The organism is Paenibacillus sp. FSL K6-2524 (assembly GCF_038005525.1).
Taxonomy (GTDB): domain Bacteria; phylum Bacillota; class Bacilli; order Paenibacillales; family Paenibacillaceae; genus Fontibacillus; species Fontibacillus anaericanus.
Genome location: NZ_JBBOSP010000001.1, coordinates 3,006,354 through 3,026,759 on the forward strand (window position 1 = coordinate 3,006,354; position 20,406 = coordinate 3,026,759).

Sequence of the window (20,406 nt, forward strand, 5' to 3'; positions counted from 1 at the left end):
ACAAAATCAGTGGTTAAAATATACTCACTCTATATGCAATAAGGAGAGAGAGACTACTATGGAAATTGATTTGATTATGGTATTCAAATTAAGTGCGGCTTTATTATTTGGATTGTTTATTGGTATTGACCGTCAATTGAAACAGAAGCCTCTTGGCATCAAGACAAGTATGGTTATCTGTATTGCGAGCTGCCTAGTGACGATTGTATCGATTGAAGCGTTCGAGAAATTTTCTGGACCTGACCATCCTAATATGGACCCCATGCGTCTTGCGGCACAGGTCGTTAGTGGGATTGGTTTTCTAGGTGCGGGTGCCATTCTACGTAGAAATAATGAAGGAATATCCGGATTGACCTCTGCTGCGATGATTTGGGCGGCATCAGGGATTGGGATCGCAATCGGAGCGGGATTCTTTGTTGAGGCGTCACTTACTGTTATTTTGCTAATTATTGCAGTGAACTTTGTTCCCTACATTATTAAATGGATTGGACCGTATAAGCTTAACCAACGCGATGTTTCTATTAAGATTGTGATGGCTGACCACGGCAATGTAACGGAACTGATACGCGTTATTGAGCGTAAGGAGGCGATGGGACCGGGGGCTAAGCAGCAACGACATCACATCCGTCGATTGAAAATAAAGGACTTGGACGAAGGCCGTCAACGGGTGGATATGGTCATAGCTGCATCTGAGAAGGAATATACGACGGAAATTTATCATTTTCTCCGTGATATTGACCATGTCATCAGTGTAGAAGTTGAAAATCTATAATTCTGGTGTCTGTTTAACTTCAGTTTAAAATCTTGGTTTATTCTTTACTTAGCAAAGGAAGTCGAAGCTTTCTAAGTAGAAAAGGGGAAGAGGAACCATGAATTTAAATAACTCTAATAAACCAACCGGAGCAAAGACGAGTACCGGGACGTTCTTTACTTTAATGCGAGAAACAAAGCCATCCATTTGGATGTTGAGTGTAGCTATATTACTCAGTATTGTGTCCACATTAGTTGGCCTTGTAATACCCATGTTTACGAAAAGTCTGGTGGACGGATTTTCTTTATCCTCAATTAATAGTTCTCAGATCATTGCAATTGGGGCTGCATTTATCAGCCAAACTATCGCAGCGGGTGTCTCTATCTATTTATTGAACTATGTGGGTCAAAAAATGGTTGCTGGCCTGCGTGATCGATTGTGGAAGAAGATGCTCGTTCTACCAGTTCCCTATTTCGATAATAATCGTACTGGGGAGTCTGTCAGTCGTATGACGAATGATACCGGAGTCATTAAGAGTCTCATTTCAGAACATGTGGCTAGTTTCTTCAGCGGGATCATCTCGATTGTAGGTTCAATCGTAGTTCTGTTCTATTTGAACTGGAAAATGACACTCATTATGTTCACGGTGATTCCTATAGCGGCTTTGATCCTCGTTCCGCTCGGGCGGAAGATGTATAAAATTTCTGTAGGCATGCAAGATGAAACGGCAACTTTTACTTCAACACTAACCCAAGTATTATCAGAAATCCGGCTCGTGAAATCCTCCAATGCGGAGCACAAGGAATACGAGAACGGAAGTACAGGTATACGTAACTTGCTAAATTTCGGGATACGCGAAGGTAAAGTGATGGCGTGGATCAGTCCGATTATGTCCTTTGTACTGATGATGCTGCTAGTCATTGTAATTGGTTATGGTGGGATGCAAGTATCCTCAGGTGGATTGACGGCGGGTGAGTTGGTTGCTTTTATTCTGTATTTGATCCAGATTGTGATGCCGATGACGCAACTGACTACCTTCTTTACGCAATTGCAAAAAGCTAAGGGAGCAACGGAGCGGATCATGGAAACACTGGATGCTGAAGAAGAAGCTTTTGGCTCTGGTGTGGAAGTCTCCAATTCGAATCAGCCCGTAGTGCTTGATAATGTATCTTTCGGTTACAAACCTGATGAACCCGTATTACAAAATGTCAGCTTTCGGATGGATCCGGGAACGATTACGGCTGTGGTTGGTCCAAGTGGCGGCGGTAAAACTACCCTGTTCTCGATACTAGAACGTTTTTACCTCCCACAAGAAGGTGTCATTTCACTTGGAGAAGAGCCGATTGATGCCTTTGCACTCCGCTCCTGGCGGGGAATGATCGGTTATGTCTCCCAAGAAAGTCCCATGATTGCTGGAACGATCTCGGAGAATCTATGTTATGGAGTTCAGCGTGAAGTTAGCAGGGCTGAACTGATAAATGCGGCTAAGATGGCTTATGCGGACGAATTCATCGCCGAATTACCCGATGGCTACAATACGGATGTTGGAGAACGTGGTGTGAAGTTGTCAGGGGGACAACGGCAGCGGATTGCTATAGCTAGAGCATTGCTGCGTGATCCCAAGATCCTGATGTTGGATGAAGCGACTTCAAGTTTGGATAGCCGTTCCGAAGTTGTGGTTCAGAAGGCACTGAAGAATTTGATGGAAGGCCGGACAACGATTGTTATTGCCCATAGACTGTCTACCGTTGTGGGGGCAGATCAAATTATTTTCATCGAGAAGGGTCAGGTTACAGGAAGAGGTCGTCACGAAGAACTGTTAGAGAACCATGACATGTATCGTGAATTTGCAGCGCAACAATTACAGATTGCGGGTGCTGTAGAAGATGAAGATACGTATAAATAGGAGAATCTAATTACGATGGCTAAAATACTTGTAGTTGACGACGATATGCATATTCGCGAACTGATCAGAGTGTTCCTCGAAGAAGCAGGAATGGAGGTGCTTGAAGCCGCTGATGGGCTTGAAGCGCTGTCCATACTGGCTGAGGAGCGAGCTGATCTAGTAATCATGGACATTATGATGCCGAACATGGATGGCTGGGAGTTGTGTCATGAACTGCAGCGAGATTATGATATGCCACTCCTAATGCTTACCGCCAAAGGTGAAACCAAGCAAATCCTGAAAGGTTTTGAGCTGGGTACAGATGATTATCTAGTTAAACCATTTGAACCCGCTGAACTGGTGGCTAGGGTAAAGGCTTTACTTAAACGCTATCAAGTTGCTGTATCTCAAATGGTCAGTATTGGACAAATAAGTATGAATCGCAAAACCTACGAAGCTTCCACATCAGACGAGAGCTTCACACTACCACTTAAGGAGTTCGAGCTTTTATTTAAACTCGGTAGTTATCCGGGGAGGACGCTTACAAGAGAACAATTGATTGAAGATATTTGGGGATATGATTTCGAAGGAAACGAGCGTACACTCGACGTGCATATTAATCGACTCAGGGAGCGTTTTCCAGAAGATAAATTTGATTTCAAAATTACTACAATCCGAGGTCTCGGTTATCGTCTGGAGGTTTGTGAACGTTGAAGATGAGAGAGGTTTGGAAGAAGATATGGTTTGTGCTACTCCATGTATTGCAATCTATTGGTGTCCTGGCCTTTGTGGCACTCTCCTGGATGGCAGCCAATTTCTTGACGAAGACACTTTATAAGGTTTATGGTACTCCATCTTCCCCCTACCTAGTGCAAATGATCGATGCACTGTTAGGGGTTATTCTCTTTATTCTAGCGATGATGGTCCTTGGTCTATTTATCCGGCCGAGGCAAATCGCTATGATGACGTCAATCATTGATGCGATGCGACGGATAGCAAAAGGCGATTTCAAAGTAAAACTGGATACGAATGGGAAGGGTAGAAACGAATTCGATAAAATAATTCAAAGCATTAATGATATGGCCGGTGAGTTGGGTCAGCTCGAGAGTATGAGGCAAGATTTTATTTCCAATGTATCGCATGAGATACAATCTCCACTAACGTCAATCCGCGGATTTGCTAAGGCGCTACGTAATCGGGATCTTTCGGAGGAGAAGCGAGAACATTATCTGGAAATCATTGAAGGGGAGAGCCGGAGATTATCACAAATGAGCGACAATCTCTTAAAGTTGTCTTATTTGGAGTCGGACAAACCGTCCTTTGAAACATGTCGCTTTAGGTTGGATAATCAGTTACGCACCGTTGTGTTGGCGGGTGAACCACAGTGGCTTGCCAAAGGAATCCAAGTAGATCTAGATTTGCAGGAAATTGAGATCGTTGCGGTTGAAGAATTATTGAATCAAGTGTGGGTAAATCTACTTCATAATAGTATCAAATTCACGCCTGTAGATGGAGAGATCTCGTTAAGACTAATTGCTACTGAGCATGGTGCAGAAGTGACCATAGAAGATACAGGAATTGGGATTAAAGAAGAGGATCTCGTTCATATATTTGAACGTTTCTATAAAGCGGATAAATCTAGAAACCGTACTGCTGGAGGCAGTGGTCTCGGCTTGTCGATAGTGAAGAAGATCGTGGATATACATCAAGGTGATATTTCAGCGGAGTCTCGAGTAGGGCAAGGAACTCGGTTCGTCATCTCTATGCCGTATTCTTTTCAACAAGAATGATAAGATCGTAATCCTTTTTTAACTTTTTCTTAGTAAATGGTTGTATCTATCATGCTATGATAGAATGGTGTGCATACTAGCCTCTAAATAAAAGGATGATCAACCTTATGAGTAAACAAATTTTAATTGTGGATGATGACGATAAAATAGCTAAATTAATAGAGATTTATCTTCATAATGAAGGATATATTGTCTTTAAAGCGGATAACGGACTATTGGCTTTGGATATGATGGAGCAGGAAGAAATTGATTTAATCATTCTTGATGTGATGATGCCCGGATTGGATGGTATTTCTGTTTGTTTAAAGATACGTGAGACACGGACAACACCTATTCTGATGCTCAGCGCTAAAGATGGAGATATGGATAAAATTACGGGGCTAATGACCGGTGCAGACGATTATATGGTGAAACCGTTTAATCCACTGGAGCTGGTTGCACGGGTTAAATCGTTACTGCGGCGCTCCTCTTATGCTGCGACTCAATCAGCGCATACTACCCAAGATCACATCATTAAATTTGGTTCACTACAAATTGATAAAGAAACACATACTACAACCATTGATGGGCGCCCCGTAAAGTTGACACCTATTGAATTTGGAATTTTGTTCTTGCTTGCTAGTCATCCAGGCCGAGTATTTGGCTCGGAGGAAATTTTTGAGCTAATATGGAAGGACAAGTATTTCGAGAGCAATAATTCAGTTACAGTGCATATTAGCCGGTTACGCGAAAAGCTAGAGAAGGAAATGGATGGGGAAAAGCTGATCCACACGGTATGGGGGGTAGGCTACAAACTTGAAAGCTAGTTTACGTTTTCTGGCTTGGTTGTTCTGGACGATTATAACTACGGTTGTCTCGCTGTTGTTTCTTGTGCTCTTAAGTAAGCTGTTCTATAAATTTTACCCAAGTGTATCCTTATATACAGTCATGGCATGGATCAACTTGAATATTGGCTATCCGACGGCTTATTACATAGTTGGGGTACCGATCCTGCTGTTATTCGCATTATACTTCTATAGGCGGAGCGTCAGACGTCACGAAGAGAAGTATTTGAAATTATTAATTGAAGAAGTTCATAACATGGAAGAAGACTCTGCGAATAGAATTCCGGTGGAAAATGTAGGTCAATTAGGTCAATTAGCTACGGATATTAATCGAATGGTGGACAGGCTTAGGACTTCGATGGAGGAAGAGCGGCGTGCTGAACGAACGAAAAACGAACTCGTCACTAACGTTTCTCATGATTTGCGAACACCACTGACTTCCATTACAGGATATCTAGGTTTGATTGAACAGGATCGCTATAGGGATGAAGTAGAGCTGCGATACTATGTTAATATGGCATATGAGGAATCGATCCGATTAAAGCAGTTGTTACAGGATTTGTTTGAATATACTAGACTCCAAGATAAGGAAATGAAACTCTATATAAGCAAAATTAATTTAGTGGAGATGTTACATCAAATCGCTGCACATTTCGCCTGGCAATTCCAAGAGAGTGGTATGGAATGCCGACTCTTAATGGAAGAACAGCAACTGTATGTGATGGCAGATGGTGATAAACTGAGACGGGTGTACGAGAACCTGATTTCAAATGCCATTCGCTACGGTCATGATGGTAAATATTTAGATATTCGTGCACGTGTCGATGGGCAAGAGGTGGTTACGGATGTGGTCAATTATGGAGAACCTATTCCTAAGTCAGACTTACCTCATTTGTTTGATCGTTTCTATCGTGTAGAGAAATCACGCGCTAAGAATACAGGTGGTTCGGGGATTGGTTTGGCCATTGCCAAGCATATCGTTGATCTGCATCATGGGAGTATTGGAGCAGATAGTGATGAATACCGGACGGTATTTACGGTTCGTCTTGGACGCAACTATAATTAGGGAATAAGAACTATTTTTTAAAAAAGTGTAAATTATTAAGAAGAATACGCGTTATTCCTTTTGATGGAATAACGCGTTTTTTTATCCTACAATCCTAAAATATTGTTGTTTAAGGCAAATCTTAATAGAATCTTAAGGTTTTCTTAGTGGGGACTTAAACTCTCCCCCTCATAATGAATTTAGGTTAATAAGTTTAAGATGGAGGGCTATCCAAATGAATAGAAAAAAATGGATATTGCTTGCCCTCATTGTTCTGCTGCTACTACTAATTAGCGACAAATCTCAGATCAGTACACTGCGGAAACAAGCTGCTCTGGCATTAAATCAAATCGAATTAAAATGGCGCTAACAAAAGGGTGCTGTTTACATAGCCAATATGGATTCTGGTGAGCAGATGAGACTAAGGCAAGCATAGCTTATTTTAAGGGGGATTATCAAAATGAAGACGAATGGAATAGACATTATATATCGTAATTATAGTAAAGATGTGTACCGCTATTTACTCTATTTGAGTCGAAATCATCATACATCTGAGGACTTAACGCAGGAAGTGTTCTGCCGGGCATTGAAACATGTAGATGCATTGGATGGTAAGCAGGCGAAATCGTGGTTACTACGGGTCGCCCATAACGCGTATATTGACTTGATTCGTAAGGAGAGTCGTTCATCCATTTATGATAATGATTTCTTTATTGACTTTGCTAGTGAGGAGACTCCAGAGTCAAATGTGATCACGCAAGAGAATCGAAATGAGCTATATGGAATGTTGTCCTTACTACAACCGAATCAGCAACATGCGGTTTTATTATATGATGTGCAAGGATTCTCTTATCAAGAATCAGCCGAGCTCATGGGAATCACGTTATCACACTTTAAAATTATCCTCTATCGTGCGAGACAAAGACTCCGTCAATCTAGAGAGACCGCCTAAGGCGCTTAATGACCAGAGTGTATTTATCAACACTTTTCTGGTCATTTTTGTATTTTTCATGTAGGATATATAATACCATAAAAAGTAATTTTCATACCGGGTTACCTTGCATTCTGTATTTACAAATACGATTTGGGAGGGAAAAAACGTATGATACCGCAACGAGTCACGTTGGTCACTTTAGGTGCACTGGATTTACCCAGTTTAAGATCTTTCTACAAAAGATTAGGCTGGGAAGACACGCCCACAAGTACGGATGAATATTGTGTTTTTACGACCGCGGGAGTGCTGCTTAGCTTGTTTCCTTATCATGAATTAGTAAAGGATGCAGGCCTGGATGAGCAGGTTGTGAGCGATACGAAACCCTCCTTTCGAGGAATAACGCTGGCGGTGAATGTGGAAGAACCGGAACTGGTAGATGATGCAATTGAGAAAGCTAGGGAAGCCGGGGCTTTGATTCTTAGGGAACCAGAAGAAGCATTCTGGGGAGGTCGTACGGCTTATTTTGCAGATCCTGAATATAATGTTTGGGAGATTGCTTGGAATCCCTCGGCTGTATTTGATGAGACCGGGGCGATGATTTCGTTTTAAAAACGTGTGGTTGTAGAATTTGCACTATTAATATGTTGGCGGCCGGAGTCATTCTCCGGTCGTCTTTAAATTCGTGTTCTCTTTTAAAATACCGATCGGTCCTTCATAATAGAATAGTAAAATATAATTTTGAGGAGGATATAAACTATGCTAAACCATCTACAGGATACTGTAACACTTAACAATGGAGTTAAGATGCCGTGGCTCGGCCTAGGCGTGTATAAAGCACAAGAGGGCGAAGAAGTTGTATCTGCTGTCAAAACTGCAATTCGCCACGGGTATCGTAGTATCGATACGGCTGCTGCTTACAATAATGAAGAAGGCGTTGGTCAGGCTGTTGCAGAAGCAATACTTGAGAACGGGCTGGCTCGTGAAGATATATTCATCACGTCGAAAGTATGGAACAGTATGCAAGGATATGAGACCACACTGGAAGCATTTGATACGAGTCTGCGTAAATTAAATGTTGATTATCTTGATTTATTTCTGATTCACTGGCCAGTGAAAGGAAAATATAAGGATACTTGGCGAGCTTTAGAGAAAATATATAGAGAAGGTAAAGTTCGTGCAATCGGGGTCAGCAATTTTAATATCCATCATTTAGAGGATCTATTTGCCGATGCTGAAGTCGTTCCTGCAGTCAACCAAGTTGAGTTTCACCCACATTTGTTCCAAAAAGAGTTACTCCAGTTTAATCAAGATAAAGGGATTCAACTCGAAGCTTGGTCACCGCTTGGACAGGGAAAACTGCTCGAAAATGAAACACTGAAGGCCATCGCAGCAAAACATGGTAAGAATGTTGCTCAAGTCATTCTGCGTTGGGATTTACAAGTAGGTGTTGTTACGATACCTAAATCAGTAAATGAAGGACGAATTGTTCAAAATGCGAATGTTTTTGATTTTCAATTGGATATTGAAGATCTAGCTGCTATTGAAGCTCTGAATCAGGATTTACGATATGGATCGGATCCAGACAATTTCAACTTCTGATCATAACAGAGATGGATGGAGAGAGATAAATGAATCAAACTGCTACAAAAGCAGCTTCACCGGCAAAAACTGTGTACCCCATTTTATTTGCGATCAGTATGGTACATTTGCTAAATGATACGATGCAGTCTGCTATTCCTGCACTATTTCCAGTACTTCGTGAATCATTATCCCTAAGTTACGGACAAATTGGATGGATTGCTTTTGCCATGAATATGACGGCATCGGTATTCCAGCCGCTCGTCGGATTATATTCAGATAAACGTCCAAGACCGTATATCCTTCCAGTGGGTGTTTTCTTTACACTAATTGGCGTGCTCTTGCTCGCATACGCACCGACCTACGGTATTATCCTACTTGCCGTGACTTCCGTAGGCCTGGGTTCTTCGGTGTTTCATCCAGAGTCGTCACGCGTTGCTTATTTAGCGGCAGGTGACCGACGTGGGCTGGCCCAATCGATCTTTCAGGTTGGCGGGAATGTTGGGACCTCACTTGGCCCACTAATGTCGGCATTAATCTTCATCCCACTGGGACAAACCAGTGTTGCTTGGTTCGCACTAGCTGCGATTGTGGCTATCGTTATTCAGTTCTACGTTGCGAAATGGTACGGTTCGCAAGTAATACAGCCTCGCAAGAAGCGTACCTCTGTTGGAGCTGATCAACTGAATAGACCTTCCCTTAGCAAGGGAAAGATCGGTCTTGCGATTACTATATTGGTGCTACTTTTATTCTCTAAAAATGTATATTCGATAAGCATTTCTAACTTCTACGCATTCTTTCTCATGGACCACTACGGAGTAGCTAAAGAAGTGGCTCAGTATTATGTATTTGCATTCTTAGCTGCTGCTGCGGTGGGGACATTCTTCGGGGGACCACTTGCCGATCGATTTGGTCGCCGAAATATTATTTGGGTGTCAATACTCGGTACAGCGCCTTTCTCACTTTTACTTCCTTATGCGAACTTGTTCTGGTCGGGGATACTTGTCGTTGTGGCAGGTTTCATCATGTCCTCAGCTTTCTCCATTATCGTGGTCTATGCTCAAGAATTATTACCTGGTAAAGTGGGACTTGTATCGGGGTTGTTCTTTGGACTTTCTTTTGGGCTCGGGGGACTAGGTTCAGCTTTCCTCGGGAACTTCGCAGACCAAATGGGAATCTTCTATATTATGAAGATCTGTGCTTTTCTCCCATTGATCGGATTATTGACCGTTCTATTGCCGAAGGATGAAGCTTTACGAAATAATTGAGTAATGAATTGGTTATTACATACTTGTAGATGATAATTTCGGACCTGGATGCAATTCTCGATGTAGATGTGGATCTAGATATGCATCTAGATCGAAACCCAAATCCAGACCCAGACCCAGACCCAGACCCAGACCCAGACCCAGACCCAGACCCAGACCCAGACCTGTACACTTAGTTGGAATTACTCCATCTAATTTGCAGGTCAATTCATACTCGCTTCAAATAACTGGAAAACCTCCAGCTAATTTACCTACATTGCGCCTAAATGAGGCTTATATGGTGGATTAGCTCCGGTTTTTCCAGTTAATTTAGGTATCATGAGTATGAACACACATTTAGCAGGAGTAAATCCCGTTAGCACTCGAAGTGTCGCTTATTAGTCCATGTGTTGCTAACTTGATAGATTACGATTGGAACCTTAATTAGCAATTCTAATTAAAGTTGAAGAACTTATCTTCATATTAACCAGTAAGGGTGGGGGAATAATGATAAGAGAAGCGGAGATTCATGATGCGGCGGTGATTGAGGAATTATACCGGGTGCTTTTGCCCAATAATCAAGAGATTGCTGTCTGGCCCGAGCGAATTCAACAGGTTAGAGAAAGTGCTGATAGTTTCTTGTTAGTTTATGAGGAGGACGGGTGCATACTAGGTACACTACACTTACATATTTGTCTTGATGCGCTTAGTGGGGATCGACCATTCGGAGTTATTGAGCGTGTTGTTGTTTCTTCCGAACAGCGAGGTAAGGGCATAGGGAACCAGATGATGAAGTTTGCTGAGGAATTAGCTAAGGAGCGCAGTTGTGTTAAGTTGATGTTAACAAGCGGCTCAGCAAGAGTAGATGCACACCGTTTTTATTCGGCACTTGGTTTTGATGGCGAATCTAGCAAAGCGTTTAAGAAGTATTTATAGGTAGAGTAGGGGACTGGTGAGTATGAATACAAGAGCAATACGATTGGATGCCGAGGGATTGCTTCATATGATTAGAGAGAATTCTGACATGATGGCCGATTTGGAGTCAGTGTCTTTACTATCGTTACCACAAGCATGTATAGCTGCAGGATATCTACGTAATTATGTCTGGGACATCCTACACGGATATGAGCTTAGAACTCCTTATAACGATGTCGACGTCCTATATTATGACCCTTCATGTTTGGAGGAAGAGGTTGAGAAAGAGTATGAGGCCAAATTGAGGGAATTAAATCCTACACATAATTGGTCTGTCAAAAATCAAGCGCGGATGCACATGAAGAGTGGTGAGTCACCTCATTGTTCTGTAGAGGATGCCATGTTGCGTTGGCCAGAGACCGCCACGGCAGTTGGTGTACGTTTGAATAGGAACGGAGAGGTCGAACTCATTGCGCCTCATGGACTGGATGATTTGTTCTCTCTAAGGGTACGTCAAAGTCCTTATTGTCGAGATAATGAGTTATTTATGAGAAGGATAGCTCAGAAAGAATGGTTACGAATTTGGCCGCAGCTACTTGTGGTTGAGGATGTTATTTAGTGGCTTGCACTACAAATTCGAATTGGTTTTCTAAATTACGTACAGTTGATATTTTTTTAAAAAAAGCTTGACGCATGATATAGCAACATGATAAGATATATCTTGTCGCTGATGCGATACAGAGTACACGCGCGTGTGGCGGAATGGCAGACGCACCAGACTTAGGATCTGGCGTTTCACGACGTGGGGGTTCAAGTCCCTTCACGCGCATCAAGAAGAAAGCCTTGGATATCAAGGTTTTTTTTGTTGTTTATTCATGATTATTCACATAAATTAACTACCTGAAAGAGTGGAGAGGCTGAGAGCCTCTCCAAGCTTGTGCATGCTACAATTTGATGTCGAGATTGCCACCTAGATTAGGCAGAACGCTTTGCTCCATCATTTTGATGAGGGCTTGGCCTTCGATGACAGCTTGATCTTTTGACATTTTAACAACAGAGATACTTACCTCTTGCTGTAAGTTGGTTTGTGCCATTCTAGTTGAAAGTGCAACAATATCCATGGTGTCTACCTCCTAATAAGTTAACTACATATATTTTATCGGTAAGATGTTATTGAATGATAAGTCAGGGGCAATCGCGATAATTATTATTCGAAAATAAACCTTGACTTTCGTAGTCCGGATTTGTTAATATATTAATTGTCGCTGCTGCATTATGCATCTAGGACAGATACGGTGAGAACGCCGTAATCATGCGCGCGTATGGCGGAATTGGCAGACGCACCAGACTTAGGATCTGGCGTTTCACGACGTGGGGGTTCAAGTCCCTCTACGCGCATAAGAATAGGTAATAACGAAGAAACCCACTGGTTCATCCAGTGGGTTTTCTTTGTTATCCTCCGTTTTTAATTGGTGATATTCCCTTCAGTTTAATGTTGAGTTAATGTTTCGCAATTTCAGGTGAGAGGTTTAGCCTTTATATTGGTATCTATCAAGATTAAGGAGACTTTTCATATGAAGACAAGAATTACAATAGTAACAAAACTTCACGTATGGACCAGCGTAATGCAATTGTATGAGCAAGGCAGAGTGGGTTTTTATTATTAAAAAAGGCTCTATCGACAGGAATCTAAGCTCATATCTATCACTAGTTCCATGGTTCAAGTAACAAGTTGGATACAAAAATGTCCCTACCTTCAGGTCACTTTATGGTAAAATCTGAATGAATCACGGCGCGCTAGTAAGGTGCTGAATATCCGGCATCTGTCCGGTTACTTACAGTGGAGGGAAACATGACGTTTGTACGTAAATTGTTACTATTCGGTTGGCTAGAGGCGTTATCGTGTATTTTTCCAGTTATAATCTTCTTGACACTCGCGTTAACTAAAGTAGTTGGAATACCAGGATTGCCGAGATATGATCTAATTCTTATTATTTGTCTGTTAGCACAAGTGGGTATGGTGCTGTTTAAGCTGGAGACCATTGATGAACTCAAAGTGATCTGTATGTTTCATGTGATTGGCCTAGCTTTGGAAATATTCAAAGTACATATGGGGTCATGGTCATATCCTGAGGAAGGGTGGATTAAAGTATTTGGGGTGCCACTATATAGTGGGTTCATGTATGCCAGTGTGGCAAGTTATATATGTCAGTCTTGGCGCAGATTCGATCTGCATATTACAGGTTGGCCGAGAACGATATTTGCGGTCGCACTGAGTACGGGGATTTACCTCAACTTCTTCACGCATCATTTCATAGGTGACTACCGCTGGGTGCTGATTGGGTTACTGTTGATCGTGTTTATCCGAACGTGGGTTCACTTCACCATTTCAGGCACTACTTATCGGATGCCACTCACATTAGCATTTTTGCTGATTGGCTTCTTCATCTGGATTGCTGAGAACATCTCAACTTTTCTTGGAGCCTGGCGCTATCCGGATCAAGAGCATGTTTGGCGTTTGGTCCATCTCGGTAAAATTAGCTCGTGGTTTCTACTGGTCGTCATCACCATAATTATCGTTGCTCAGCTTAAGCATGTTAAATCCGGTGACAAAGCTGTAAAACAAGTTAACCATATTAAATACTAGGGGAGTTAGGATATGAAAAAAGGATATTTTTATTACTTCTTGTGGATTGTTGGTGCGTTACTGCTTGTTTATTACGGTAATCAATTTATGGATATGATGGCGAGAAAAAATGACTCTCTGGGCAAAGTGGACTACACCTTAATTGGTCATATCGTTTATGCATTTGTATTTGGAATCTATTTGAGCCTGCTGAATGGGGTGCCAAACCGACGCAAGTTTTATAGACCGCTGTTTTTCTTCGTATTCTTGCCGTGTTTTCTGCTGCTGATATACCCTGTTATTTCGCAATATGTTACCTTACCGTACTATTCACTTTATAACGAGCACATGGCTAAATGGAGCGGCTACTTCTTCTTTGGTTTACTTACTGGGCTCGCTTTTATGAAAAGTCTGTTTATAACTAAATAATCTGCGGGTAAATATATGAATTGAGGTTGATGTGATGAGTAAAATTTTAGTGTTAGGTGGGTCTCGTTATTTTGGGAAAAGGTTAGTCAATTTGTTGCTTCGAGAAGGGAAACACGAAGTGACCGTTGCGACGCGTGGTTTAACTGAAGTAAGTTTTGATGGACCTGTTCGAAGTCTCACCCTGAACCGTACGGATGTGCAAGATTTAAAAAAAGCCGCCGAAGCCGGCCCATGGGATGTTATTTACGACAACATCTGTTATTCGCCTAATGAAGCGTTGGCTGCTATAGATGCCTTTGAAGGTCGAGTTGGCCAATACATATTAACCTCTACGTTATCCGTCTATGATTTCTCTGAGATTGCGACAACAGAGTCTGCTTTCGATCCATATGATTACCCTTTACGTACAGGTAATAGAGAGGATTTTGATTATGGAGAAGGCAAACGCCTAGCTGAAGCTACTTTCTTCCAGAGGGCAAGCTTTCCAGTGTGTGCTATGCGGATTCCCATTGTTCTTGGTCCAGATGATTATACCAAAAGGCTCCATTTTCATGTTGAACGAGTACTGAATGAGACTCCAATTGGCATACCAAATCCGGAAGCGGCCATCTCATTGATCACTTCTGCGGGGGCGGCATCTTTTCTGAATTGGCTGGGAAGCTCACCTATAACAGGGCCGGTTAATGCCTGCTCAAACGGGAAACTTACCATTAGGGAGATCATTTCCTTGATTGAAAGAGAGGCAGGAGTTGCTGCAGTTATTCAGCCGGAGACGGAACAGGCGAATATGTCACCGTTCGGCGTACCGTCGTCTTGGTTCATGGATACGTCCAAAGCGGAGCGGGCTGGATATCAATTCGATGCTATCGATGATTGGCTCCCTGAATTAATCCAGCTCCTTGTGGCAGAACGAGCGTAATGTCGTGATCATTGTTAGGATAGAATCGCGTTAAGCATAGCTAAATTTTCAACTCGAACTTTAATCCGTTAGGGAGGTAATGCGCATGTCGTTCGAACATCATACGGTAATCGTTACAGGGGCTGGAAATGGTATAGGCAGAGGAGTGGCGGAAGCCTATGCTCGCCGAGGGGCATCTGTTGTGTTAGCAGATATCAATACACTAAATGGTGAACAGGCTGCTAACGAGATAAGTCAGATGGGTGGAGAGGTTATTTTTGTACCTTGTGATGTCAGAAAGGAAGCTGACATCACAAATGTTATTTCAACTACCTATGAGAAATTCGGGAGTATTGATATTTTAATTAATAATGCGGGTGTATCTCGCTTCAAATCTCCATATGAACTAACGATAGATGAATGGGATGATGTGTTAAACACCAACGTACGAAGTTGCTTTCTAGCTTCTAAGGAAGCTGCTAAATATATGAAGAAGAACAAGAACAGGGGCGCCATCGTTAACATTTCATCCACACGTGCTCTCATGTCAGAACCCGGATCTGAGGCGTATGCTGCTTCAAAAGGAGCCATCGTATCCTTAAGCCATGCGCTCGCAGTGTCACTTGGTAGCGATGGCATTACGGTGAATTGTATTAGCCCAGGCTGGATCGAGACAGGTGACTATAGTGTTCTTACAGAGATTGACCACCGTCAGCATCCGGCGGGACGAGTAGGGAGGCCTTCTGATATTGCAGAAGCCTGTCTTTATCTAACCCATCCCGATAATACGTTTGTGACGGGGGCTAATTTGGTTATTGATGGTGGAATGACTCGAAAAATGATCTATGAGCCTTAATATTCTTAGTTCGAATAGAATTAACTACCCAATATTCCTAGGAGTACTCCTCCAGCAGCACCCGCTAAGACAACGCTCCAAGAGGGAAGCTTCCAGTAGATTAGCATGCCAAACAATAGTAGTACTAGAACGAAGTCCAAGGCAGTGTTGACGGAAGTCGTCCAGATTGGATTATATAGAGCGGCTAGCAGGATGCCGACAACTGCGGCATTAACACCTTGTAATGCACCCTGTACATTGTTATTGTGTCGCAAACTGTTCCAGAACGGGAGAACGCCAACAATGAGTAGGAATGCGGGCAGGAAAATGGCAATTGTAGCAATAATAGCGCCAGGAATGCCGCTAATTAGTACTCCCAAGTAAGATGCGAATGTGAAGAGAGGTCCGGGGACAGCTTGGACCAGCCCGTATCCGGCAAGAAAATCAGACTCCGTAACCCATCCGGTATGAATAACTTCACCTTGAAGTAGGGGGAGAACAACATGACCGCCTCCAAAGACGAGCGAACCCGTTCGATAGAAGCTATCAAACAGCAACAGTCCGTTTGTCGTTCCGCCGCCGCCAAATATACGAACTAGCAGCGGAAGGATTAGAAGAAGGCCGAAATAGAGCACCAAACAAACGACCGACCATTTCCGAGAAATAGGGACGAAGAAAGTAGATTCGGCCTGGGAATCAGTTGATTTACGATACAACCATAAGCCGACTATACCAGCGATGGCAATGACGAACACCTGTATGAAGGCGTTTGGCCAGATGAGGGAGATTGCGGCTGCAAGTATCGCGATCGTGGCCCGACTGCGCCCCGTCGCGAGCTTTCGTCCCATGCTCCATACCGCCTGAGCTACGATGGATACGGCTGTAAGTTTCAGTCCATGAAGCCAAAAGGCGCTTCCGACATCCATCCCTTGCATGAATAGGGCAAAGACAATAAGCACAATGGCAGAAGGTAACGTAAATCCTAGCCATGCAGCAATGGCGCCCAGAACTCCGCCACGACTAAGACCAATACCAATGCCGACCTGACTACTGGCTGGACCGGGTAGGAATTGACACAGAGCCACAAGATCGGCATAACTTCGTTCATCCAACCATTTGCGCCGACTCACGTATTCTTCATGATAGTAACCAAGATGGGCGATAGGGCCACCGAATGAGGTCATACCAAGTTTGGCTGACACGCCTAATATTTCTACTGTCTGTAGAAATCTACTCTTTTGTATTGGCTTATTGAGCGGTTTCGATGTATCCAAATTAGGATCTCCTCACTTCGTGATACTCTAATAAACGTCTATAAAAACTTCCTTAGATTAACATAAGATTGTAAAGAGAGAATTAGAAGATGGATATTCTGAAAGTCGTCAGTTTGTCCATAACCCTATATAATGAATGGTAACGTTATATTAATAACGATCCTAGGAGGATGTAAAATGCGAATTGGAATTATAGGACTCGGAAGTATTGCTTGCAAGGCTTATTTGCCGGTGATTACAGAAGTTGAACATATTGAACTTGTATTTTGTACCCGGAACCGTGAAAAGTTGGAACAATTAGCGAACAAGTATCGTGTGAAGGAAACGGTGGAAAGTGTTGAAGAACTTATTCAAGCTGGGGTTGATGCCGCATTTATTCATACGAGCACAGATTCACATGTGGAGATTGCGGAACAGTTGATCAAGAACGGAATTCATGTGTTTGTAGATAAGCCGATCTCATACCATTATGAAGAATCGAAGAGAATTGTTGAATTAGCGGAAGAGTATGGCGTCACGCTCATGGTTGGATTTAATCGACGATTTGCACCGATGTATGCGGCAATGAAAGAGAAGGATGACCTACGGTTAGTTCATTTACAGAAGAATAGAATGGCTTCTCCAGATTTTGCTCGCCGCTTTGTATTGGATGATTTCATTCATGTAGTCGATACGATTCGCTTTCTGGTTCCTGGAGAGATTAAGGAAACATCCGTTTCCTCCTATATTCAGGAAGGCAAGCTCCATTATGTTATGCTTCAATTACAAGGTGATGGATTTACCTTCACAGGACTGATGAATCGTGATTCGGGAACGAATGAAGAAACATTGGAAGTGATGAATCCAGGCAATAAATGGGTCATTGAAGGGCTGAATCGGGAGGCTCATTTTACTGGGGGAGCAGAAGGTAGGCTTACATTTAAGGATTGGGATCCCGTGTTATATCGCCGAGGGTTCGAACAAATGATTACTCATTTTATCTCCTGTATCAGGGATAATATACAACCGATGATCTCTGCACGTGATGCGCTAGAAAGTCACCGCTTGTGTGAATACGTTGTACAGCAGGTAGAAGAGAAAGGTGCCCTAGTCTGGGGTGATTAAATAGTTATGTCCTGATCGTTTCACCATAACATAGTTGAGAGAGGAGTGATTGTTTTGTTTGAGGATCTGAACGCACGTTTGATCGAGCTTAAGGAACTTGGACGTAAGAAAGAGAAGTGGGAGACTCGCCTGGGTCAACTTCAGGAGGAGCTTGCCGAGTTGGAGTCTAAAAGGGATATGTGGCAAAACAGACTTATTTCTGAGGAGAAGGATGTTGAGAAGCTATCAGGCATGTCACTGACTTATTTTTTCTATACGATTCTTGGTAAAAAAGAAGAAAAACTTGATCAAGAACAACGGGAATTATTTGAGGCTAAGCTTAAATACGGAGAAGCCGAACGTGCAGTTACAGATACACTTGAGCAAATCAATCATTTAGAGCTTCAATTGAAGGAAGTTCGATTCTGGAAGATGGATTATGATCAATTATTCCGGACTAAAGAGGAGCAGTTTGTTCGGGATAATGTAGAGCTTAAGGAATTAACTGAACGCCAAGCAGATTTGAAAGTCCAATACAAGGAGCTAAACGAAGCTGTACAGGCGGGTCAGTCGGTGATTTATGATTTGGGTCGTGCTGAAGACGACCTGAGTTCCGCCAAGAACTGGGGAACCTATGATATGCTCGGAGGTGGGATGATCTCCACGCATATTAAACACAGCCGCGTTGATGAGGCTATGGAACATATCTATACTGCACAGAATAGTCTTCGTCGTTTCCAGAAAGAACTAGGTGATGTGGGCGAGCATTTGCCAGTGGATATGGAGATTAGTGGGGCGCTAAAATTCGGTGATTATTTCTTTGATGGACTGATTACGGATTGGCTTGTTCAGGGGCGGATTAATGATACATTAGACCAGGTGAGAGAGAAGAAATCCAAGATTAATATAGTGCAGTCTGGACTCGAATCTGCAAAACGTAAGGTAGAATCTGAACTTGCTACCGTAGAGAGAAAGTATGTACAAGTGGTTGAATTATATAGCTAATCTACATGATAGAGTAGGACACAAAAAGCGGAGTGTCATAACTGTTGCCAGTTGGCACTCCATTTTCTTTGTCATTTTGTATATCTCAATGCAAAGCGTATACGATACCGTCTTTTGTAGCAAAAAATACGACCCCATCCGCAACAACGGGACTTGAGAGAATCGGTGTTTTTGTTCCTTCAAAGCGCCATAGCTCCTGCCCTGTCTCCAAGTTTAAAGCAAAGAAGGCGTCCCTTTCCCTTCCACCACCATTTGTATGACCAGTACCGAAATATGCAATTTGATCAACTATGACAGGCGAGGAGAACACTCGGCTAATTAATTCGAAATCGAAAAGATTTTTACCACTTTGGCTGTCGAAGACATGTAGTAAATAGGAATCGGATGAACCTATAGCGACATACTGATCGTTGACCGCGGCAGAAGATGTGACCCATGAGCCTCTTGGAGTAAGGTGAGTCCATTTTATTTCACCTGTTTTGGCATCGAGTGCATAGACATAGTTATCACGTGATCCAAAATATAAGACGTCGTCCTTAAATGCCAGACTTGATTGAATAACGCCGTAATTCTGTAACCATATTTGTTCCCCGGTTTGTTGATCTAGAGAGACCACAGAGCCTGACATATCAGCAAAATAAACCTTGCCGTCAGCTATTGCAGCCTTCCCATGAACGAAAGACGAAGTCTTAAATTCCCATTTGATGGTTCCGTCTTGGCGGTTAACAGCATAGAAGAATGGTCCTTCACCACCTACATAAATGATATCCTGATCGACGGTTGGTGAACCAATGAAATAATCCCATTCATCGCTTTTGTCTCCATTACTGAAACTATCATCGAGTTTCTGCTTCCATTTCACGCTTCCATCTTCTTGATCTAATGCATACAGAGTGGAGGTTGTATCTGTAAAATAGAGCATATTTTCGTAAATAGCAGCGCTTGATCTTATTTTTCCATCGAAAATGACATCCCAGACGATCTCTCCATCGGTGGCATTAACCGCATAAAAGTGTCCTTCCTCGGTTCCAAAATATAAAGTCCCATCTGCCAACACTAGAGAGCTATGAATTTCTCCAGGGATCTGTATCTTCCACTTTTCTCCGGTAAGTTCAGGCAATCCTTGGGTGACAGAAACACCTGTATTGTGAAGATCCCCACGGAATGGAGTCACCCCTTGAAAATTTTCCTCTGTAACCACATTACAACCCACAAAAACTATCGCCATACAAGTGAAACTCATCAACAAACGATTTTTCATTTTTACCCCTCCGTTGTTTATGGATT

Annotated in this window: 23 protein-coding genes and 2 tRNA genes; 21 read left to right on the forward strand and 4 right to left on the reverse strand. The window is 42.6% G+C overall.

Features of this window, described 5'->3' with window-relative positions; genetic code table 11:
• The first annotated feature begins 58 nt into the window (after positions 1–58).
• From NST85_RS13570 to NST85_RS13620, 11 genes are all read left to right on the forward strand, one after another.
• On the forward strand, positions 59–772 hold the full coding sequence (locus NST85_RS13570) for an MgtC/SapB family protein (RefSeq protein WP_127191413.1): 714 nt from the start codon (positions 59–61) through the stop codon (positions 770–772).
• 163 nt (positions 773–935) lie between these two features.
• Positions 936–2,657, forward strand: a complete 1,722-nt coding sequence (locus NST85_RS13575) for an ABC transporter ATP-binding protein (protein WP_246054010.1) — start codon at positions 936–938, stop codon at positions 2,655–2,657.
• A 15-nt stretch (positions 2,658–2,672) separates the two neighbouring features.
• Positions 2,673–3,350 carry a response regulator transcription factor gene (locus NST85_RS13580; protein WP_127191411.1) on the forward strand — a complete coding sequence of 226 codons (678 nt, stop codon included), beginning with the start codon at positions 2,673–2,675 and terminating at the stop codon, positions 3,348–3,350.
• Between the two features lie 2 nt (positions 3,351–3,352).
• Positions 3,353–4,426, forward strand: a complete 1,074-nt coding sequence (locus NST85_RS13585) for a sensor histidine kinase (RefSeq protein ID WP_127191461.1) — start codon at positions 3,353–3,355, stop codon at positions 4,424–4,426.
• Between the two features lie 107 nt (positions 4,427–4,533).
• On the forward strand, positions 4,534–5,232 hold the full coding sequence (locus tag NST85_RS13590; protein WP_127191410.1) for a response regulator transcription factor: 699 nt from the start codon (positions 4,534–4,536) through the stop codon (positions 5,230–5,232).
• Positions 5,222–6,316 carry a sensor histidine kinase gene (locus NST85_RS13595; RefSeq protein WP_341189553.1) on the forward strand — a complete coding sequence of 365 codons (1,095 nt, stop codon included), beginning with the start codon at positions 5,222–5,224 and terminating at the stop codon, positions 6,314–6,316. The genes NST85_RS13590 and NST85_RS13595 overlap by 11 nt, the downstream gene beginning before the upstream one ends.
• Positions 6,317–6,530: 214 nt before the next feature.
• Positions 6,531–6,665 (forward strand): hypothetical protein, encoded by a 135-nt coding sequence (locus tag NST85_RS13600; protein ID WP_281278186.1) that lies wholly within the window; start codon positions 6,531–6,533, stop codon positions 6,663–6,665.
• Positions 6,666–6,755: 90 nt separating this feature from the next.
• The gene (locus tag NST85_RS13605; protein ID WP_127191408.1) at positions 6,756–7,247 is read left to right on the forward strand and encodes an RNA polymerase sigma factor; all 492 of its coding nucleotides are present in this window, start codon (positions 6,756–6,758) and stop codon (positions 7,245–7,247) included.
• A 150-nt stretch (positions 7,248–7,397) separates the two neighbouring features.
• Complete coding sequence (locus NST85_RS13610) at positions 7,398–7,838, forward strand: VOC family protein (RefSeq protein WP_127191407.1); 441 nt, start codon at positions 7,398–7,400, stop codon at positions 7,836–7,838.
• Between the two features lie 147 nt (positions 7,839–7,985).
• Positions 7,986–8,828, forward strand: coding sequence for an aldo/keto reductase (locus NST85_RS13615; RefSeq protein ID WP_127191406.1), 843 nt, complete (start codon positions 7,986–7,988; stop codon positions 8,826–8,828).
• A 29-nt stretch (positions 8,829–8,857) separates the two neighbouring features.
• Complete coding sequence (locus tag NST85_RS13620) at positions 8,858–10,075, forward strand: MFS transporter (protein WP_127191405.1); 1,218 nt, start codon at positions 8,858–8,860, stop codon at positions 10,073–10,075.
• Between the two features lie 15 nt (positions 10,076–10,090).
• Here NST85_RS13620 and NST85_RS13625 read toward each other — a convergent pair whose 3' ends face one another.
• Complete coding sequence (locus NST85_RS13625) at positions 10,091–10,282, reverse strand: hypothetical protein (RefSeq protein WP_341189554.1); 192 nt, start codon at positions 10,280–10,282, stop codon at positions 10,091–10,093.
• 279 nt (positions 10,283–10,561) lie between these two features.
• On the opposite strand from NST85_RS13625, the gene NST85_RS13630 reads away from it, so the two are divergent.
• From NST85_RS13630 to NST85_RS13640, 3 genes are all read left to right on the forward strand, one after another.
• Positions 10,562–10,990, forward strand: a complete 429-nt coding sequence (locus tag NST85_RS13630; RefSeq protein WP_211350056.1) for a GNAT family N-acetyltransferase — start codon at positions 10,562–10,564, stop codon at positions 10,988–10,990.
• A gap of 22 nt (positions 10,991–11,012) precedes the next feature.
• Complete coding sequence (locus NST85_RS13635) at positions 11,013–11,588, forward strand: nucleotidyltransferase family protein (protein WP_127191403.1); 576 nt, start codon at positions 11,013–11,015, stop codon at positions 11,586–11,588.
• Between the two features lie 129 nt (positions 11,589–11,717).
• Positions 11,718–11,798, forward strand: a tRNA-Leu gene (locus NST85_RS13640).
• 115 nt (positions 11,799–11,913) lie between these two features.
• Here NST85_RS13640 and NST85_RS13645 read toward each other — a convergent pair.
• Positions 11,914–12,090 (reverse strand): YjfB family protein, encoded by a 177-nt coding sequence (locus tag NST85_RS13645; protein WP_127191402.1) that lies wholly within the window; start codon positions 12,088–12,090, stop codon positions 11,914–11,916.
• A 195-nt stretch (positions 12,091–12,285) separates the two neighbouring features.
• Between NST85_RS13645 and NST85_RS13650 the strand changes: the two genes are divergently transcribed.
• The 5 genes from NST85_RS13650 to NST85_RS13670 all read left to right on the forward strand — a co-directional run bounded on the left by NST85_RS13650 (position 12,286) and on the right by NST85_RS13670 (position 15,778).
• Positions 12,286–12,367: transfer RNA gene (locus NST85_RS13650), tRNA-Leu, on the forward strand.
• Positions 12,368–12,821: 454 nt separating this feature from the next.
• A complete protein-coding gene (locus NST85_RS13655; RefSeq protein WP_307396809.1) occupies positions 12,822–13,616 on the forward strand; it encodes a DUF817 domain-containing protein in 795 nt (264 codons plus the stop codon).
• Positions 13,617–13,628: 12 nt separating this feature from the next.
• Complete coding sequence (locus tag NST85_RS13660; RefSeq protein WP_341189555.1) at positions 13,629–14,024, forward strand: hypothetical protein; 396 nt, start codon at positions 13,629–13,631, stop codon at positions 14,022–14,024.
• Between the two features lie 34 nt (positions 14,025–14,058).
• The gene (locus NST85_RS13665; RefSeq protein WP_341189556.1) at positions 14,059–14,943 is read left to right on the forward strand and encodes an NAD-dependent epimerase/dehydratase family protein; all 885 of its coding nucleotides are present in this window, start codon (positions 14,059–14,061) and stop codon (positions 14,941–14,943) included.
• Between the two features lie 85 nt (positions 14,944–15,028).
• Positions 15,029–15,778, forward strand: a complete 750-nt coding sequence (locus NST85_RS13670; protein ID WP_341189557.1) for an SDR family NAD(P)-dependent oxidoreductase — start codon at positions 15,029–15,031, stop codon at positions 15,776–15,778.
• 20 nt (positions 15,779–15,798) lie between these two features.
• On the opposite strand, the gene NST85_RS13675 is transcribed toward NST85_RS13670, so the two are convergent.
• The gene (locus NST85_RS13675) at positions 15,799–17,031 is read right to left on the reverse strand and encodes a chromate transporter (RefSeq protein ID WP_127191397.1); all 1,233 of its coding nucleotides are present in this window, start codon (positions 17,029–17,031) and stop codon (positions 15,799–15,801) included.
• A gap of 177 nt (positions 17,032–17,208) precedes the next feature.
• Between NST85_RS13675 and NST85_RS13680 the strand changes: the two genes are divergently transcribed.
• Entirely contained in the window at positions 17,209–18,135 is a 927-nt protein-coding gene (locus tag NST85_RS13680) for a Gfo/Idh/MocA family protein (RefSeq protein WP_341189558.1), read from the forward strand.
• 45 nt (positions 18,136–18,180) lie between these two features.
• Positions 18,181–19,119, forward strand: a complete 939-nt coding sequence (locus tag NST85_RS13685) for a hypothetical protein (protein WP_341189559.1) — start codon at positions 18,181–18,183, stop codon at positions 19,117–19,119.
• Between the two features lie 85 nt (positions 19,120–19,204).
• On the opposite strand, the gene NST85_RS13690 is transcribed toward NST85_RS13685, so the two are convergent.
• Positions 19,205–20,380, reverse strand: coding sequence for a beta-alanine-activating enzyme beta-propeller domain-containing protein (locus NST85_RS13690; protein ID WP_170220149.1), 1,176 nt, complete (start codon positions 20,378–20,380; stop codon positions 19,205–19,207).
• Positions 20,381–20,406 lie beyond the last annotated feature (26 nt).

Bases quoted from the DNA above. Each gene is read 5' to 3' on its own strand.
- NST85_RS13570 (WP_127191413.1), top strand. From the start codon at position 59: ATGGAAATTGATTTGATTATGGTATTCAAATTAAGTGCGGCTTTATTA.
- NST85_RS13575 (WP_246054010.1), top strand. From the start codon at position 936: ATGCGAGAAACAAAGCCATCCATTTGGATGTTGAGTGTAGCTATATTA.
- NST85_RS13580 (WP_127191411.1), top strand. From the start codon at position 2,673: ATGGCTAAAATACTTGTAGTTGACGACGATATGCATATTCGCGAACTG.
- NST85_RS13585 (WP_127191461.1), top strand. From the start codon at position 3,353: ATGAGAGAGGTTTGGAAGAAGATATGGTTTGTGCTACTCCATGTATTG.
- NST85_RS13590 (WP_127191410.1), top strand. From the start codon at position 4,534: ATGAGTAAACAAATTTTAATTGTGGATGATGACGATAAAATAGCTAAA.
- NST85_RS13600 (WP_281278186.1), top strand. From the start codon at position 6,531: ATGAATAGAAAAAAATGGATATTGCTTGCCCTCATTGTTCTGCTGCTA.
- NST85_RS13605 (WP_127191408.1), top strand. From the start codon at position 6,756: ATGAAGACGAATGGAATAGACATTATATATCGTAATTATAGTAAAGAT.
- NST85_RS13610 (WP_127191407.1), top strand. From the start codon at position 7,398: ATGATACCGCAACGAGTCACGTTGGTCACTTTAGGTGCACTGGATTTA.
- NST85_RS13615 (WP_127191406.1), top strand. From the start codon at position 7,986: ATGCTAAACCATCTACAGGATACTGTAACACTTAACAATGGAGTTAAG.
- NST85_RS13620 (WP_127191405.1), top strand. From the start codon at position 8,858: ATGAATCAAACTGCTACAAAAGCAGCTTCACCGGCAAAAACTGTGTAC.
- NST85_RS13630 (WP_211350056.1), top strand. From the start codon at position 10,562: ATGATAAGAGAAGCGGAGATTCATGATGCGGCGGTGATTGAGGAATTA.
- NST85_RS13635 (WP_127191403.1), top strand. From the start codon at position 11,013: ATGAATACAAGAGCAATACGATTGGATGCCGAGGGATTGCTTCATATG.
- NST85_RS13645 (WP_127191402.1), bottom strand. From the start codon at position 12,090: ATGGATATTGTTGCACTTTCAACTAGAATGGCACAAACCAACTTACAG.
- NST85_RS13655 (WP_307396809.1), top strand. From the start codon at position 12,822: ATGACGTTTGTACGTAAATTGTTACTATTCGGTTGGCTAGAGGCGTTA.
- NST85_RS13660 (WP_341189555.1), top strand. From the start codon at position 13,629: ATGAAAAAAGGATATTTTTATTACTTCTTGTGGATTGTTGGTGCGTTA.
- NST85_RS13665 (WP_341189556.1), top strand. From the start codon at position 14,059: ATGAGTAAAATTTTAGTGTTAGGTGGGTCTCGTTATTTTGGGAAAAGG.
- NST85_RS13670 (WP_341189557.1), top strand. From the start codon at position 15,029: ATGTCGTTCGAACATCATACGGTAATCGTTACAGGGGCTGGAAATGGT.
- NST85_RS13680 (WP_341189558.1), top strand. From the start codon at position 17,209: ATGCGAATTGGAATTATAGGACTCGGAAGTATTGCTTGCAAGGCTTAT.
- NST85_RS13690 (WP_170220149.1), bottom strand. From the start codon at position 20,380: ATGAAAAATCGTTTGTTGATGAGTTTCACTTGTATGGCGATAGTTTTT.